Below are 16,976 nucleotides of genomic sequence, written 5' to 3'. Positions count from 1 at the left end.
TCAAAAGTAAGTGGAAATTCGCCACTTAAAATCAAAATCTAACAAGATAAAATCGAAATAGTGGGAAAAGCTCCATCTAATCCAGCTCCATCCCTTCATTTTGGCGGTGTCACCGCCATTAGTGGACGTTTTTCCACCTAAACACAAGATCAGATAATGATCTAGAGGTTTAATTGTCGAATCTCCACTTATTTCAAACCCACCACCTTTCCCTCGAAAGTCTGCTGATCTATCAAGTTTTCCTAAACCCACTTTTACCCTAATAAAAGGCTGCCCCCAAGCCGGTTTTCACCGACCTTATGGGACAGCCTCTTCTTGATTCCTAGGTGCAAATATCTTTTAGTTGGAGTCCGGTGTCATACTTCGGAATAACATATCCATTACCTGCATATTTCGATAAGACAGTTGTTTCACTTCAACGCCTAATTGGATCACTTCAAGATCTGATTCCCCTTTTTTAGTACGTAAATTGTCCATTTCCACTTTACGATTGGCTATTTTTTTAGTTAGATGTATTGCTTGATATAGAATCATTCCTTGACTCCTTTCCGGATAAAAAGCACAACGGTCAATGACCTGCTATCAATGACCGTTGGCTTCCCTATTTTCCTACACTGTCGATGGCTCAAGTTCAAAGCAGCGTCGGTATACCCATTCATAACCCTTTACATTAATATCGCGCGGATTGCCGATTGTTTGCGGATCGTTAAAGGCTTCTTCCGCTAAGCGCGGGATCATTTCTGCCGGTACGCCCTGCTGCTCGAGTGTGGGGATCTGCACATCTTTCACTAGGCGGTATACCTCTCGGACTGCCGCTTTTGCCGCTTCTTCCTGTGTCATGCCATGGATGTTCACCCCTAAGGCTTGAGCGATGCGCGCAAACTTTTCCGGCTCCCCCATCCAGTTATATTCCATGACAGGGCCAAGCATCGCCGCTACACATGGGCCATGGGCAACGGGGATGATGCCTCCCAATGTCTGCGCCATCGCATGGGCCGCCCCCGCCGATTCGCTTCCATAGGACAATCCAGCCAGCATCGCCGCTTTGGCCATGCCATAACGGGCCTCAATATCTTGGCCATTGGAAACGGCCCGGCGAAGATACTTGGCTACATATTCCATGGCAAGCAAGGCTACCGCATCGGTCATCGGCTGCGCATAATGGCAGGTATAGCACTCAATCGCATGGGAGAGAGCATCTATTCCCGTTCCGGCGGTAATATGGGCTGGCATGGACACATGAAGCTCCGGATCGATAATGGTCAAGTGCGCTGCAATCAACGGACCCCCGGTATTAAATTTAAACTCCCGTGCCGGATCGGTGATCACCGCCCACTGCGTCACTTCACTTCCCGTTCCTGCCGTCGTGGGAATCGTCGTTAATGGAGGGATGCGCTTGGCCAACGGCTTTTTCCCTGGAGCGGCCTCATAGTTTAAGACTGGCTCACCGTGGACGACCTCTACTCCAATGGCTTTGGCCGTATCCATCGAACTTCCTCCGCCTACCGCTACCAAGCCATCGCACCCCTGTTCCACATACATTGCCGTTCCCTTTGCTACCGTATAAATGGATGGATTCGGCTCGACTTGGTCATACACAATCACATCAATATCGCTTTCTTTTAAACTTTTGACCACCCCTTCCGTAAGTCCGACCTTCTGCACTCCGGGATCTGTCACTAAGAGCACGCGGTTCACCCCTAGGTTCTTGATCTGTTCCCCTGCCTGCTTGATGACCCCTATGCCATGGACGACTACGGTTGGCATTTCAAAGCTTTTTAATCTCCCCATGCGCTCAAATCTCATATTCATTATTCATATCCCCTTTTGGTGTTTTTTGAATATTAATTTAATTGCTTGCAGAACTATGAATATCTCGGATTAACTTTTCAACCGTTTCGATATCCACGTCTTTCCCGCTGATTCGGGAAACTTCCTTTCCTCCCTGAAACAGAAGGAAAGTAGGGAGGCCGATCACCTTTAGATCAATGCAAAGCCGGCGATTTTCTGCACTGTTGAGTTTAACGATTTTCACTTCTTCTGTATATTTTTCAGATAACTCTTCAACTGCGGGCAAAAGGGCAATGCAAGGCTCGCAAGAAGGCCCCCAAATATCCACAACAACGGGTTTACTCGATTCTAGTACTTCCGTTTTGAAATTCTCTTTGTTTACAGCTTGCATATTTGCTTCACTCCTCGATTTTTTTCAAGTAAATAGGACATTCCATCGGACAGCTTTGTCATTTTACCCAGGAACAGGCTTCCCTTCGCTACAAACATGGCTGTTTCAATTTCTCCACTCATCAACATCTCTCTGGCGTGACCCATAAAAGGAATCGCGGCTGCGATATGTCCTTGGGTAGGGGAGAAGCCTGGCATTCCATACCGGATTTCGTAACTAGCAATCTCTGCTTTATCCATTTCCCCGCGGATGACAGCCATGCTCGCTAACGTACGGTAATTCGTTTTGGGTACATTTCCATTTCCATTCGGTTCCGTCACTTCCGGATTATGCATTTCTACTGCGAATTTATCGACATCTAGTATTTTTTTGCCGATCCTTTCTAGCGGATCCACAACAAGAGATTGATAGATCGCCTGGGCGGAGGAACCCGATGCGATACTATGTTTACCGACCGCATCCAATCGAACCACAGGGCTTTTCCCGTCATCTTTACCTACAAGGATGGCAATCGCTCCCATTTGGTCTTCCATGATCGGCATCTTGTTTTTCACATGGCCCGCATATTTCATTCCTAGCTTTGCCAAACAGCCTCCCCCGATTACGAGCACTTCCTCATAGAGCCCGGCTTGAACCATGCTTGCTGCTACGACTATGGCATGTGCAGGAGCACAACAGAAAGACTTGATATCCGAACCGCTAGCCTTGGCACAACCAGCCAATTCAGCAATCGATTTGGCCATATTCCCTCCGCCGCGCTGGTATCGATCTCCCACCGCTTCCTCATCGCAACCGATTACATAATCGATTTCACCCGGCTTTACATCAAAGGAGCGAAGCACATGACGCATGGCCACAACACCAGATGCTTTATTGCAAAGGTTTTCAAGAATGATGTGTCCAGCTAGATTCTCATCCTCCTCATGCCCCGTTATCACGCAACCTATTAATTGCGTCTTGTTAAAATAAAGGGGGATGGAATGCTGGCCGTTCTGAATTCGATCTTCTATTACTTCTAGACTAACCCCTTGTCCCAATCTCACCAAATCACTGGATTCAATAAGGAGATGCTGTTCGAGTTTAAATCTGATTTCTGAGACAAATCCTTCTTCTAGCAATACGAGGTTATATTCGTCCGATATTTTCAGCCAGCCGTAAAATTCATCTTCTGGCATAATTTCTCCGCTGCTGCTAAAACGCTTAGGATCCGATACTTTAGAGTGGTGCCATGGACCTTCCAGGTTCCTTAATTCATCTGGCTTCATATTTCCGATAAACACTTGATTCGGCGGATAGGCAACCGCCTCCTCGTAGCTTCGCAGGTGAGCATGGATCTGCTCGAGCAATTGCGGATTCTTCTCCAATTCCCTCATCGGCTTCGAACCATGCCGGACGAGACTAGGAGTATGGGTTAAAACAAAGGATGCCCCCTTAATGACTGGTGTGTTCATCTCAACCTCCTGAATGTGTTGGTATTCTAAGCAGGGATTTCCTGAGAGCTTTGCTTTAATTTCTCTTCCAATTCTTCCACATAATGCTGAGCGCTTAATGCTGCTATACTCCCATCGCCTGTTGCCGTTACCACTTGGCGCAGTGTTTTCTCCCTAACATCTCCCGCAGCAAAGATTCCCACTTTGCTTGTCAGCATGTGTTCATCTGTCGGAATGTAGCCCGCTGCATTGGTGATGCCGAGGGACTTGACGCAATCGGTGATCGGATCCATCCCCACGTAAATGAAGACACCATGGCAGGGATACTCTGATGCTTCCCCGGTTAAGACATTTTTGATCTGCACCCCGCTCACTAAGCCGTCCCCCCGAATTTCCTCCACCACATGATTCCAGATGATTTCAATTTTTGGATGCTCAAACGCACGGTCCTGGATGATTTTCTGGGCCCGGAATTCAGCTCGGCGGTGAATGATGGTTACCTTTGTCGCAAAGCGAGTCAGGAATAAGGCTTCTTCCACTGCAGAGTCTCCTCCTCCTACAACGACCAGCTCTAAATCTTGGAAAAAGGCCCCATCACATACAGCACAATAAGATACGCCCCTGCCGGCAAACTCCAACTCCCCCGGTACGCCCAGTTTACGGGCGACAGCTCCGGTGGTCACGATCACGGACTTGGCCTTGATCTCTTGATCCTGAAGCACTACCGTTTTATAGGGATAGCCGTCCCGAATATCAAGGATTTCTCCCCGCAAGTGTTCCGCGTTGAATTTGACAGCATGGTCGTACATCTGCTTGGATAGTTCCGGACCTAAGATGGAAGAAAAACCGGGATAATTCTCAATCTCTTCGGTATTTACCATTTGTCCGCCAGGAGTTCCCTTTTCGATCATCAGCGTGCTCATGTTGGCCCGTGCGGTGTAAACGGCCGCTGTCATTCCTGCAGGTCCAGCCCCGGCAATGATGACATCATAAATTTTTTCATCGCTCATGTTATTTCCCCCCTTATTTAGTGGAAGAAAGGAGGTGGGCTCCCCCCTTCCTCACCAGGTCTCTTCTATAGAAACTTCGTCCTCGCCGATCTCATGGCTTCGCTTATGGCTTCTTTATCCAAGGACAGCTCCATCAATCCAATTTCATTTTCATAGACCGCTGGATCAATTTGCGCTTTCAATTCATCTTCCAATATATGATAGACTTGCAATCCTAGAGCGACACCTGCCAATGGGCCGGCGTAAGTGGGATCGCCAACAGTGACGGTTTCGGCATAAATGTCCGCGCTATCTGCATCAGGTGATCCAAGTATTACCAAAACATTCTCTTTTCCATGGTCTTCAACTGCTTTCAATAAAGAACCTTGAACCTCAAGGTCCATCGCACCAGCGGCCGTTCAAACGAAGCACTGGGTATCCATGAAAATCGTTTCGCCTCCGGCAGTCGCAACGCAGGCTGCGATGGAAGGAGCCGGAACCCCATCCCTTTCCCCTACAATAATGACTTTCTTTCCTTTAATAATCATCTTCTATTCCCCCTTCTATTGATTAGATCTTGACTTCAAAAATGGTAGGTTCCTCAATTTCGGAAGCTAAAGCCTCTAACGCCACCCCTACGCGGTGCTTACGCAGCTTCCACTGGTCCTCAATCGAGAGATTCGGGTTACCCAATGGATAAGGGATCGAGACCGTTGGAACGATTCGGTTAGCACCAACGGTTTTCGCTATAGAAACCAAATTCGCCATTTGCACTATCGCAATTCCTGCCCGTTCGATTTCTTTTACGATCGTTGCCCCGCAACGAGTACATGTCCCTCAGGTGGAGGTAAGGATTACGGCAGAAACATTCGCATCCAAAAGCTGTTGAGCAATTTCCTGTCCCATTCGAGTTGCATCCGCTTGGGTTGTCCCCGTACCCACCGTCGTGTAAACATAAGGGTGCAGCTTGCCAAAAATACGCTCCTTTTCATATTCCCGAACAGCGTCCAATGGAACAATAATATTGGGATTATCGTTGGCAAAGGAGGGGTCAAACCCAGCATGAATCGTCTGCCACACTCCCCCTTCTAAGCGTTCTAAAGATGAAATGTCGTATTTTCCCCACTTAGTAGCCGATGCGGACTGAATCCGGTCCGGATTGCCTACTGGCACGATTCCACCGGAATTGACTAGAGCAATCGTGGCCTTCTGCAAATCGATGGCTGGCGCGATGGGAACTCGATCCACCTTAGGCATCGGCATCTCAGTCTCAAAAGGTTCGTTGTTTAATTTATTCAAAAGCATGTCAACGGCCCGATCCGCTGCAGGAACAGCAGGATTCTTGAACGACTCCACCCGGATGCCTTTCGGAAAGTAACCTTCTTGCTTTGCCGGAAGAAGCTCCGCCCCTGTCGCCAATTTCTTAATAAACTGAGCCATGGGAGGAACATCCTTGCGCATAGCGCCCGCACTGTCTCCGCCTAAGAAAATGTAAATATCCTTGTGAAACATCTCGACGGCCGGGTTTTCCACATACATGCTGCTTACCGCAGATACGCCGAATCTTTCTTGAACCGCCTTGCAAATCTCCCCGCATGCAAAACCATATCGGCCAGCCATAAAGGCAGGACCTGCGACAAAAATATCAAATTCGATGTCCTGCAAGTATCCGAGAATGATTTCGATGGCGGTATGCTTGTGGGACCCGAAAAAATTGTCTCCACAGATAATCGTGTGGGTCACTTCCACTTCGGGAGCGACTAAGCTTTTCAGAAGCATCCCCGGACCGACAACGCCCTCGCGGATGACTGGTTCAAAATCGGCCTTATCCTCGCCCCCGATCTGCCCGAAAAACTGGTTAATATAATGAACGGCTTTTTTCACTTTCATCACCTCCTAGTACTCCACAACGGTTTTATAATAGTTACCCGTGTTATCATCTGAACAAAACATTCCGTTGTTTTCCATCTCAATGGATCCGTCCTCTTTAACCGATCCTTCCCAGCCACCCGAATTTCCATCGCGGGCAAGGGCCGCCAACTCTCCAATCACTTTTTCCATAGGGGGAAGCCGGATGAATTCGGATACGTTTCCGGTTGTGACAATCGCATCTGCTTTATCCGAAAGATCCACCAACGACTGGGATCTTCCGTCTCGCCCTGTGCACTCATTCGTAATTCCTACTACTTTAATTCCTGCATCAGTGAGTTCATTCACCACAGCAATAAAATCGGCATCAGGGTTTCCATACCCTTCTTCGCAAACGATGGCCCCCTGCGCACCGACGTTTGTGGCTAACTGGCGGACGAACAAGGCTGATCTTGTTTTTTCTTGTAGTTGTACATTCAGATTTGATACGATTACACCCAAAAAGTTCAGCGTCTTTCCGTGTTCCTGAAATAAGCGCTTAATGGTCGGATTATTTACATGCTGATACGTCGAAATTTTCGAAGAGCATGGCATAAAGCTACCTGATATCACCGCCCCATCTAACAGCTCATTCGGATGCATCAACGTAGGGACCATCCGGTTCGCATCCCAGCCGTAAACCAAGGCATTATATCCATCTTCAAGCATCTGGGATTGCAGCTGGATCACATACACCACACCCGGGAGCTGCTGAACTTCAGTTGCTCTCTCCCCAAGCGGGGGCAAATCAAATACTTCCAAATCTTCCGGTTCAAGATCTCTTACACAATTTCCGATATATTCCGCTAAGCGCATACCCGCCCAACGCAACGCTTTGTTTTTCTTTTGCTGCTCGAACCGTTCGAATTCCTCATCCGTATCAGCCACCAAACAAATATTGAAGTACTGGGAAAAAGCTGTCCGCTCTGCGCCCGGCCCGCTCATGTCAATTAGTCCGTCTTGAAATCCTCCCCAGTGCTTTCCCACCGCTAAAATACAACTTCCTTTCAAAGCATGCGTTCTTCCTCTACCAGCAGGAATCAGCTTATGTAAGACTCCCGGAAACATCACTCCGCCGGAAACCTTACAGCGAGGCTCGATTGCTTCTTTTACCGGTGTAATCCGTACCGGATCGCCGGGTTTAGCCAAAATGATGTCGGCTTCCGTTATATGGTCGTCCTCTAAGACGACCTGAAGGGCTTCCTCCTTGCTGATCGTTAAAACTCCATCCTTATATGAGGTGACTTCCCCAAAAACAACATCCCTAACAAAGAAATTTCCGATCTCAAGTTTCATATCGACATCCCCTATGGTAATTATATTTAGTACGTTAAAAATTTTTTTAATATTTATAGTGAAAAAAAAGCCATTACTAGAACTTCGCTTTCTGCAATAACAATTTGATGCCGCCAAGGGTGTATAAATAACGATTGTCGATTAATTTTTTCAGCTTAGAAGCACTTGGACCAAACACTTTTCTATGCCCAACTATACCAATGGCTTCACCTTTTCCTAGAGAGGCCACTGTCCCCTTCAATTCCGGAAGAAAGGCTTCTAATTCCCGCCCATTTACTAAAGACTTGATATTAGCTGCACAATTTATGCCCTGTTGGATGGCAATTTGTGCCGTTGGCGGATAGGGCCGGCCACTCTCGGGATCGAATACGACGGATGCATCCCCTATCACGAATACGTTTTGAAAGTCAGGTGAGCGGAGATAGGCATCGACCTTCACTCTTCCGCGGACCCCTTGAAATCCTGACTTTTCCAAAATGAAGTTGCCTCGAATTCCTCCCGTCCAAACTACCGTAGAAGAGTTGATTATTTCTCCGGTTGCCAGCACAACACCCTCCGGGCTGCATTCCTGAATGGGGGTATTGATCCTAAAGTTCACCCCTTTTTCAGATAAAACCTTCATGGCGTACTGGGCAAGCTCCGAATCGAATCCCGGCAGTACCGTGGGGGCGGCTTCGATATTATAAATCATGACCTGCGAAGGTTCGACGTCGAATTCCTGGCACAACAGAGGAATGCGGTCCGCTAATTCTCCCACAAATTCAATGCCAGTGAAACCGGCTCCACCAACGACAAAGGTTAGGTAATCCGTTCGATGGGGTTCATTGCGAAATTTTGAAAACATATATTCGATATGCTCTCGAATCATCCTTACGCTATTAATGCTTCGAATCGTAAAGGCATGCTCCTTTAATCCTTCAATCCCGAAAGTCTCCGGTTCACTGCCTAAGGCAACGACTAAATAGTCATATTCCAGTTTCTCTCCATCCGCCAAAAGGACAACGCTTTCATTCGGATGAATATCTACAACAACTCCTTTTACGAAACGTGTTCTGTGTGTTCTTAATACGGATCTAATTTCGATTCGACAGCGGTCGTGGTGCAAGGTTCCTGCTGCAGGCTCATGAAGCCAAGTCGTAAGATAGTGGTAATCATGTTTGTTGACCAGCGTAATGTCAGCTTCATGACTTCCTAAGCTTTGCTGTAATCGTACGGCTGTCATAATCCCTCCGTAACCTGCACCGACAATGACTATTTTCTTCATCCTCTCACCACCTTTAACCGATCTGTTAAAAGCTCAATCGATGACTCCAGCATCCTCCGTTTTTGATGTTTTTATAAAATTTCTAATTTGCTGTTACTTTTGTCCTGATTATACAACCAAATTATATTCTTGTAAATATATTTTAAACGTTCAGAAAAAATTTAATTAAAATAGAAGATACTCTCATCGATAAAGTTCTTCCACCCCAAAATACACCGGATCATAAGCGATTACCATAGATGAATAAATTTGACAAACCCCAGATGTTTGTTATATTTATTTTATTAATAAGAAAATGAATTGATTTAATAAAAGGTCGTGATATGCTATGGGGTCCTCTCATCAGTATGAGGAAATCTTGAAAGAAGCCGAGAATCTAGTGGTTGATGCCATTTCCGAGACGATGGATTTATATGGAGTAACCCCCTCGGTCGGAAGATTGTACGGCATATTATACTTTAAGCAAGAACCGCTGACTCTCGATGAAATGAGCCAAGAACTAGGCATGAGCAAGCCTAGCATGAGTACGGGTATACGTGCTTTGCAGCAGATTCATTATGTTCATAAGGTTTGGCAAAAAGGCGTTAGAAAAGACTTATACTTAGCAGAAAAAGACTTTTTTAAAACGTTCACCTCCTTTTTCGGCAACATGTGGAGCAGAGAAATTGCCGTGAACATGGAAGCCACGGAAAGAGCCACGGAAATCCTGACGGAGCTGGTTCAAGATCCGAATGTACCTGTATGGATTCATGAAAAGGCGAAAGCCGATCTCGAACAGATGAACCAATCCCGACAATATTATGAATGGCTGAAGAAGGTCGTCCAGCTATTTGAAAGCAAAGAAATCAATAAACTCGTGGAAGAGTATATGAACGGCCAATCAGAAGAATAACCTGACGAATGCCCAGAACTAATTGAAATCCAGTACTGGGTTTTTTGTTTCATTTACTTATGCTTTTTGTCCAAAAGCCGCCTACGAAGTTAGACGGTTCATACGAAACCATAAAAGCTTTCGGATCAATTTGCTGAATAAGTTGCTTCAAGTGCAAATACTGTTTTCTTCGGGCTAAGACAATATAAACCATTCTAGTCCCCTGTGCCCCCTGACCCGTCCAAGTGGTCACTCCATACCCTTTTGTCCTTAGTTCATGGGACATTTCCCCTTGCTCTGAAATGACTTGCAGGGCAATATAGCCTAAAGCTATTTTCTGTTCAATGTATATACCCAATAAAATACCAATCCCATAAGATCCGCAGTAAATAATGATGCCTATCGTCGAATCCATATACTTCAATACGATCGCAAGGCCTGTGATATAGACAAATATTTCTATCGTGCTGATGAATGCGGCTAAATATTTCATCCCTTTGATCATAAACACACTGCGAATCGAGTAAAGGGCTACATAAAGAACTTGAATTAACCCCATCATGGCATAAGTCATACTGGCTCTCACCTCACCCTAAGATAGGCGAGCCATCCAACTCAACCTCATCAGGATGGCTCGCGCTAACCGCTACACGGTTATTGGCTCAAGGTCAAAGCAGCGTCGGTATACCCACTCATAACCCTTTACATTGATATCGCGCGGATTGCCGATCGTTTGCGGATCGTTAAATGCTTCTTCCGCTAAGCGCGGGATCATTTCTGCCGGTACGCCCTGCTGCTCGAGTGTGGGGATCTGCACATCTTTCACTAGGCGGTATACCTCTCGGACTGCCGCTTTTGCCGCTTCTTCCTGTGTCATGCCATGGATGTTCACCCCTAAGGCTTGAGCGATGCGCGCAAACTTTTCCGGCTCCCCCATCCAGTTATATTCCATGACAGGGCCAAGCATCGCCGCTACACATGGGCCATGGGCAACGGGGATGATGCCTCCCAATGTCTGCGCCATCGCATGGGCCGCCCCCGCCGATTCGCTTCCATAGGACAATCCAGCCAGCATCGCCGCTTTGGCCATGCCATAACGGGCCTCAATATCTTGGCCATTGGAAACGGCCCGGCGAAGATACTTGGCTACATATTCCATGGCAAGCAAGGCTACCGCATCGGTCATCGGCTGCGCATAATGGCAGGTATAGCACTCAATCGCATGGGAGAGAGCATCTATTCCCGTTCCGGCGGTAATATGGGCTGGCATGGACACATGAAGCTCCGGATCGATAATGGTCAAGTGCGCTGCAATCAACGGACCCCCGGTATTAAATTTAAACTCCCGTGCCGGATCGGTGATCACCGCCCACTGCGTCACTTCACTTCCCGTTCCTGCCGTCGTGGGAATCGTCGTTAATGGAGGGATGCGCTTGGCCAACGGCTTTTTCCCTGGAGCGGCCTCATAGTTTAAGACTGGCTCACCGTGGACGACCTCTACTCCAATGGCTTTGGCCGTATCCATCGAACTTCCTCCGCCTACCGCTACCAAGCCATCGCACCCCTGTTCCACATACATTGCCGTTCCCTTTGCTACCGTATAAATGGATGGATTCGGCTCGACTTGGTCATACACAATCACATCAATATCGCTTTCTTTTAAACTTTTGACCACCCCTTCCGTAAGTCCGACCTTCTGCACTCCGGGATCTGTCACTAAGAGCACGCGGTTCACCCCTAGGTTCTTGATCTGTTCCCCTGCCTGCTTGATGACCCCTATGCCATGGACGACTACGGTTGGCATTTCAAAGCTTTTTAATCTCCCCATGCGCTCAAATCTCATATTCATTATTTATTCTCCTCCCTGTTCGATGATTAACCGAACCACTTCATAGGTTCTGGTTTAATATTCGTATAGACATGCTTAATCTCTGTATATTCTTCCAGCCCGACATGACTTAGCTCCCGGCCGATCCCCGATTGCTTATACCCGCCCCATGGAGCTTGCGGGAAGTAGGGATGATAATCGTTAATCCATACCGTACCCATCCGCATCGCTTTCATGACACGCTCTGCCCTGTTCATATCTTGGGTCCATACCGCGCCTGCCAAGCCGAACCGGCTGTCATTGGCTAAACGGATCGCTTCTTCTTCATTCTTAAAAGTCTCCACCGTAATAACCGGGCCAAAGGATTCCTCCTGCACAATGTGCATTTTTGTATGGCATCCAATAAAGATAGTAGGCTCTATAAAAAAGCCTTTTTGCAGTTCCGGCTGACTGGCTCGCCTTCCTCCCAAAACCAGCTCAGCTCCCTCCTGTAACCCAATTTGAATATACTTTTCAATTCCTGCCAACTGCTCAGCGGAAATCACCGGCCCCATTTGGGTACGTTCATCAAAACCGCTTCCCATCCGAATCTTCTTCGCTTGTTCCACCATCGCAGAGACAAACCGATCATGGATGGATTCCTCCACAAGCAGGCGAGCCCCAGCAGAGCAAACCTGACCCGCATGGAAGAATACGGCATTGATCGCATAATCGACAGCGGTTTCAAAATCGGCATCCGCAAACACCACGTTCGGGTTTTTTCCACCCAATTCAAGCGAGATCTTTTTGAAATTGGCTGCGGCAGCTTGCATGATCTGACGGCCCGCAACCCCTCCTCCGGTAAAGGAAATAAGATCCACCAATGGATTTTCAGCCAATTCCGCGCCTACTGTCGATCCGGGACCCAACACCACATTAACCACTCCGGGAGGCAATCCTACTTCTTCAAAGATTTCTGCCATCTTAATGGTCGTTAACGGAGTAATTTCCGCAGGTTTCAAGACTACCGTATTCCCAGCCGCTAAGGCCGGAGCTAGCTTCCAGGATGCTTGAAGCAGGGGATAATTCCACGGGGCGATCAGCCCGCACACACCCACCGGCTCACGAACGGTGCGGCTGACGGAATTCGGGTTCGGGGATTCAATCATCTCTCCCCCGTTCTTATCCGCCAGTCCGGCATAATATTGAAATACACCCGCAATCCCATCCATATCGGCGAGGCTTTCAGTGAGCGTTTTCCCTGTATTCAAGGTTTCCAGCTCAGCCAGCTCGGTTTTATATTTTCGAATCTTCTCAGCTACTTGAAGAAGAAGCGATCCCCTTTCGTACGCCGTGGTGTTTCTCCATTCGCCAAGATCAAAAGCTTGCCTTGCGGCTTGAATCGCATCACTCGCATCTCGGCGGTCGCCTCGCGTAACCGTGGCGATCACTTCTTGGTTGTAGGGATTAATCACCTCTTTGGTTTGTCCGGTGTGGGATGGCACCCATTTCCCATTAATGTACATGTTTTTCAAGAAAGTCCCTCCTTCATTTCGTTAAATATTTTTTAAACGTTCTTAACAATTTAAATTATAACACCGCAACTTTTAGCGGTCAATACTAAAAAGTCTGAATTTTATAAATTGACAAGACCGTCCTTTCTGTTTATATTTAATCCATACGAAATATTTTGAAATTATTTAACGTATGGAAGGAGATGACGGATTCAAATCCATCAGTTTATGGTGACCACTTCGAAAATGATGTACGACCATCAGAACTTGTTGGAGCAGGGCGAAGGACTAGTTGTGGACTCTATTTCAGAAACCATGGATCTCTATGGTGTTACTCCATCCGTTGGAAGGCTATTCGCCATTCTGTATTTCAGCGATGGACCGCTTAGCTTAGATGAGATGAGCGAAAAAACTGGCATGAGTAAACCATCGATGTCCACTGGTATCCATTCCTTGCTGGAGATTTCCATGGTACAGAAAGTTTGGATGAAGGGAGTGAGAAAGGATCAGTACGTAGCCGAAAAAGACTTTTTCAAATCGTTTATCCACTTCTTCTGTAAAAAGTGGGAACGGGAAATCTTATTAAACGTAAAATCGATTGAAAGCGCTACAGAAATTTTTAACCAATTGCTCGAAGACAAGAGTACACCCAAGCCTATTCGGCATAAAGCGGAAAAGAATCTCCGCCAGCTAGAAGAATCGCGGAAATATTATGATTGGTTGGTCAAGCTCGTTGAGTCCTTCCGCAGCAAGGACATTTTTACCATTATAAAATAAAAAAAAGGTGCCCGCAGGCACCAAGTCGAAACATTAGGGGAACATGACAAAATAGAAAGCTAGCCCAGCCCTACTTGTCATATTCTCCCTACTCATTGGCATCTGCCAATAGATAATTCTAGTTTAACATAATGGGATGATACCATAAATGCTTATTTAAAAGATAAGAATTCTAGCGTTCTTATTCCTCATAATAAAGGAGCAATGTGGGAATGAATTTAAAAAATAATATCGAGAAAGTTTCCTATGTTACTAGAGAAGAAGCTGCCACCCTAGAAGGTGAGATTGCCTCTCCACCTCTCAGAGGCGGATTCTGGACTCCATGGCGAACGTGCTTGACCGGTTTTAGCTTGGCTTCTGTCATAGCATTGGCATATTCGACCGTTACGGATAAGGAAATTTATTGGCCTGGCTTATTTATGATGTTAGGGTTTTATGCCCTATTCTATTATGTAGGAGCTAAATCTACCGAGAAAAAACGGGATGATGACATGCTGGTTGCCGGCCGTTCCATGCCACTATGGATTGCTATGTTTACCATGACGGCGACATGGGTAGGCGGCGGGTATATTACTGGAACATCTGAAAACGTATACAATGCTGGCATGGTCTGGACACAGGCTCCTTGGGCCTTCTCCATCAGCCTCATTCTCGGAGGAATCTTTTACGCACGGAAAATGCGCAGGTACGAATTTATGACCATGCTGGATCCTCTCGAATCCCGTTTTGGCAAGAAAATGGGGGGCCTGCTTTATTTTCCGGCGCTTTTAGGGGAAGTTTTCTGCATTGCCGCCTACCTTACGGCACTTGGGATGACCTTCGGCGTCATTCTTGGCCTGGACTTTAAGGTTTCGATCATTTTCTCTGCCTTTATCGCAATTGCCTACACAGTCATTGGGGGCTTATGGGCCATTGCCCACACGGATGTTTTGCAACTGTGCATCATGTTTCTTGGCTTGATTTTTGTTCTCCCTTTTGCTTTTTCCAATGTCGGAGGCTTTGAAATGGCCTTTGCGAAATATGCGGAAGGGATGGGAGATTCACTCAGTCTCTTTCCTCCCCTTATGGGCTGGACAGATCCGAATTGGGGGAATTACTACTGGCAATGGTGGGACTTCGCTCTTCTTCTCATGCTAGGCGGAATTCCATGGCAAATCTATTTCCAGCGAGTCCTTGCCGCGAAGAATGAAAATGTGGCCATGTGGCTTTCCATCAGCGCGGGGTTAGTCTGCATGCTTGCAGCCATCCCCCCCGCCCTTATCGGGATCGCGGGATACAATGCAGACTGGGCAAGCTTGGGAACCGCTGCACCAGACAATCCTTCGATGATTCTATCTTATGTTTTTAAGTATATGGCTCCCGGTCTCGTCGGTTCCCTAGCTTTAGGGGGGTTAGCTGCTGCAGTTATTGGATCGGTGGCGGCATCCATGCTGTCGGCTTCCTCCATGGCGGCATGGAATGTTTACCGTCCAATGGTTAAACCTAATGCGAGCAAAGTCCAACTGGACAAGATGATTAAGCGATGCATCATTATTGTTGGTGTGGGATCCACTATTATTGCCTTATCGGCCAAAAGTGTATATGCTCTTTGGTACTTATCAAGCGACCTAGTTTACTGCATCCTTTTCCCGCAGCTCACTCTAGCTTTATTTAATAAAGGAGTAAACACATACGGCTCTGCTGCCGGATTCATTGTGGCATTAGTTCTTCGAGTTGGAGGAGGTGAACCGCTGCTGGGTTTGCCACCCTTGCTTCCTTATCCGATGATCGAAGATGGCGTTGTATTATTCCCATTCAGAACCTTTGCCATGCTAAGCAGTTTAATCACCATTATCGTGGTTTCTTATTTCACTCGGCGCAAGTGTCCACCGATGCCTTTGCGGAACTTGGAAACGGGTAAACAGTGAGACCAACGCACAATTTTTCTATGTAAGTCCTCATGAGATAAAACTACAACAGCTCAAGCAAGAAAGAGGGAGTTCAACACGCTTTCTCTTTGTTGCAAGCAAATTCAAGCCGGTACTATTTCTAGCACCGGCTTTTTATTTTTAAGATATTTAATTAAGCAGCTTGCTTATACTTATCAAACTGCAATTGGGTGTTTTCAGATGGCTTAGGAGTCAAAAGACTCACTACAACAATGACCAAAAAGCTGGCTAGGAATCCGGGTACTATTTCATATAGGGATTCTTTCAGAAACGGAAATCGAGTCCAATGTATGACTGTACTTGCCCCTGCAACCATTCCTGCCATAGCTCCCCACTTGGTCATTCGTTTCCAATAAAGACTGAGCAGAATGACCGGGCCGAAGGATGCTCCGAAACCAGCCCAGGCATAGCCGACCAAGGATAAAATGGTTTCATTTTTATTGTAGGCAAGGAACAAAGTAATAATGGATACAAGGAGAACAGAAAGTCTTCCAACCAAAACAAGTTCCCTATCCGTTGCTGAACGGCGGAGGAAGGTCTTATACATATCTTCTGTCAAAGAACTGGCTGTAACAAGAAGCTGTGAGGAAATGGTACTCATTATTGCCGCTAAAATCGCCGATAACAGGAACCCGGTTATAATCGGGTGGAACAAGATTTCACCTAATTCAACAAAAATAGTTTCCGGATCAGCCAAATTCATTCCTTGTTTAAAGTAAAATGCAATTCCTACAAAACCGGTAAACATGGCGCCAATATACAGAGTTCGATAATTTTATACAGTCATTATATTCTTACTGTGTATATTTGTACAGTTGTTTTTTGAAAAAAGATATATTTTTTAAAAATAATCATAAGTGTTAAGTTTTTATCTATTTCTGTCTATTCCTATTCATATTGAACGTTATTGTTCAAATTAATTTCGTGATGATACTTCAATCTCCCAGTTTACAGGTTCAATTCTCTCACCATACGTACTCCCTTTAAAATCCACCATGCTAAAAAATTAG

Annotated in this window: 15 protein-coding genes and 1 pseudogene; 3 read left to right on the top strand and 13 right to left on the bottom strand. The window is 46.4% G+C overall.

Going from position 1 to position 16,976, the window contains the following annotated elements; translation table 11 throughout:
- Positions 1 to 339: 339 nt before the first annotated feature.
- The 9 genes from ABLT31_RS05850 to ABLT31_RS05810 all read right to left on the bottom strand — a co-directional run bounded on the left by ABLT31_RS05850 (position 340) and on the right by ABLT31_RS05810 (position 9,069).
- On the bottom strand, positions 340 to 534 hold the full coding sequence (locus tag ABLT31_RS05850; RefSeq protein WP_367749658.1) for a hypothetical protein: 195 nt from the start codon (positions 532 to 534) through the stop codon (positions 340 to 342).
- Positions 535 to 609: 75 nt separating this feature from the next.
- Positions 610 to 1,812, bottom strand: a complete 1,203-nt coding sequence (locus ABLT31_RS05845) for an iron-containing alcohol dehydrogenase (RefSeq protein WP_367749656.1) — start codon at positions 1,810 to 1,812, stop codon at positions 610 to 612.
- Between the two features lie 37 nt (positions 1,813 to 1,849).
- Positions 1,850 to 2,182 (bottom strand): thioredoxin family protein, encoded by a 333-nt coding sequence (locus tag ABLT31_RS05840; RefSeq protein ID WP_367749654.1) that lies wholly within the window; start codon positions 2,180 to 2,182, stop codon positions 1,850 to 1,852.
- Positions 2,170 to 3,633, bottom strand: coding sequence for a glycine/sarcosine/betaine reductase complex component C subunit beta (gene grdC / locus ABLT31_RS05835; RefSeq protein ID WP_367749652.1), 1,464 nt, complete (start codon positions 3,631 to 3,633; stop codon positions 2,170 to 2,172). Before grdC ends, ABLT31_RS05840 begins: the two co-directional genes overlap by 13 nt.
- Positions 3,634 to 3,659: 26 nt before the next feature.
- Positions 3,660 to 4,622 carry a thioredoxin-disulfide reductase gene (gene trxB, locus ABLT31_RS05830; protein ID WP_367749650.1) on the bottom strand — a complete coding sequence of 321 codons (963 nt, stop codon included), beginning with the start codon at positions 4,620 to 4,622 and terminating at the stop codon, positions 3,660 to 3,662.
- A gap of 65 nt (positions 4,623 to 4,687) precedes the next feature.
- Positions 4,688 to 5,149 (bottom strand): glycine/sarcosine/betaine reductase complex selenoprotein A, encoded by a 462-nt coding sequence (gene grdA / locus ABLT31_RS05825; RefSeq protein ID WP_367749648.1) that lies wholly within the window; start codon positions 5,147 to 5,149, stop codon positions 4,688 to 4,690.
- A 22-nt stretch (positions 5,150 to 5,171) separates the two neighbouring features.
- Positions 5,172 to 6,485 carry a glycine/betaine/sarcosine/D-proline family reductase selenoprotein B gene (locus ABLT31_RS05820; RefSeq protein ID WP_367749646.1) on the bottom strand — a complete coding sequence of 438 codons (1,314 nt, stop codon included), beginning with the start codon at positions 6,483 to 6,485 and terminating at the stop codon, positions 5,172 to 5,174.
- 12 nt (positions 6,486 to 6,497) lie between these two features.
- Positions 6,498 to 7,805 carry a glycine/sarcosine/betaine reductase component B subunit gene (locus ABLT31_RS05815; RefSeq protein ID WP_367749644.1) on the bottom strand — a complete coding sequence of 436 codons (1,308 nt, stop codon included), beginning with the start codon at positions 7,803 to 7,805 and terminating at the stop codon, positions 6,498 to 6,500.
- 76 nt (positions 7,806 to 7,881) lie between these two features.
- Positions 7,882 to 9,069, bottom strand: a complete 1,188-nt coding sequence (locus ABLT31_RS05810) for an NAD(P)/FAD-dependent oxidoreductase (protein WP_367749642.1) — start codon at positions 9,067 to 9,069, stop codon at positions 7,882 to 7,884.
- 328 nt (positions 9,070 to 9,397) lie between these two features.
- Here ABLT31_RS05810 and cudC (ABLT31_RS05805) point away from each other — a divergent pair, with 328 nt between their 5' ends.
- The gene (gene cudC, locus ABLT31_RS05805; RefSeq protein ID WP_367749640.1) at positions 9,398 to 9,961 is read left to right on the top strand and encodes a choline uptake/conversion transcriptional regulator CudC; all 564 of its coding nucleotides are present in this window, start codon (positions 9,398 to 9,400) and stop codon (positions 9,959 to 9,961) included.
- Positions 9,962 to 10,010: 49 nt separating this feature from the next.
- On the opposite strand, the gene ABLT31_RS05800 is transcribed toward cudC (ABLT31_RS05805), so the two are convergent.
- The 3 genes from ABLT31_RS05800 to betB form a co-directional block, all read right to left on the bottom strand.
- The gene (locus ABLT31_RS05800; RefSeq protein ID WP_367749638.1) at positions 10,011 to 10,514 is read right to left on the bottom strand and encodes a DUF2179 domain-containing protein; all 504 of its coding nucleotides are present in this window, start codon (positions 10,512 to 10,514) and stop codon (positions 10,011 to 10,013) included.
- A gap of 72 nt (positions 10,515 to 10,586) precedes the next feature.
- Positions 10,587 to 11,789: an iron-containing alcohol dehydrogenase gene (locus tag ABLT31_RS05795; RefSeq protein WP_367749636.1), complete on the bottom strand. Its 1,203-nt coding sequence runs from the start codon at positions 11,787 to 11,789 to the stop codon at positions 10,587 to 10,589.
- A 26-nt stretch (positions 11,790 to 11,815) separates the two neighbouring features.
- Entirely contained in the window at positions 11,816 to 13,273 is a 1,458-nt protein-coding gene (gene betB / locus ABLT31_RS05790) for a betaine-aldehyde dehydrogenase (RefSeq protein WP_367750232.1), read from the bottom strand.
- A 216-nt stretch (positions 13,274 to 13,489) separates the two neighbouring features.
- Between betB and cudC (ABLT31_RS05785) the strand changes: the two genes are divergently transcribed.
- Both cudC (ABLT31_RS05785) and ABLT31_RS05780 read left to right on the top strand, forming a co-directional pair.
- Entirely contained in the window at positions 13,490 to 14,038 is a 549-nt protein-coding gene (gene cudC / locus ABLT31_RS05785) for a choline uptake/conversion transcriptional regulator CudC (protein WP_367749634.1), read from the top strand.
- A 212-nt stretch (positions 14,039 to 14,250) separates the two neighbouring features.
- Positions 14,251 to 15,945 (top strand): high affinity choline transporter 1, encoded by a 1,695-nt coding sequence (locus ABLT31_RS05780; protein ID WP_367749632.1) that lies wholly within the window; start codon positions 14,251 to 14,253, stop codon positions 15,943 to 15,945.
- A 154-nt stretch (positions 15,946 to 16,099) separates the two neighbouring features.
- On the opposite strand, the pseudogene ABLT31_RS05775 reads toward ABLT31_RS05780, so the two are convergent.
- Positions 16,100 to 16,720 (bottom strand): annotated as a pseudogene (locus ABLT31_RS05775) (sodium:solute symporter family transporter); the annotation flags it as partial.
- Between the last annotated feature and the right edge of the window lie 256 nt (positions 16,721 to 16,976).

The sequence above is a fragment of the Ammoniphilus soli genome, assembly GCF_040813775.1.
The sequence above is the reverse complement of the archived record's forward strand: the minus strand, read 5'-3'. Positions and strand labels throughout refer to the sequence as shown.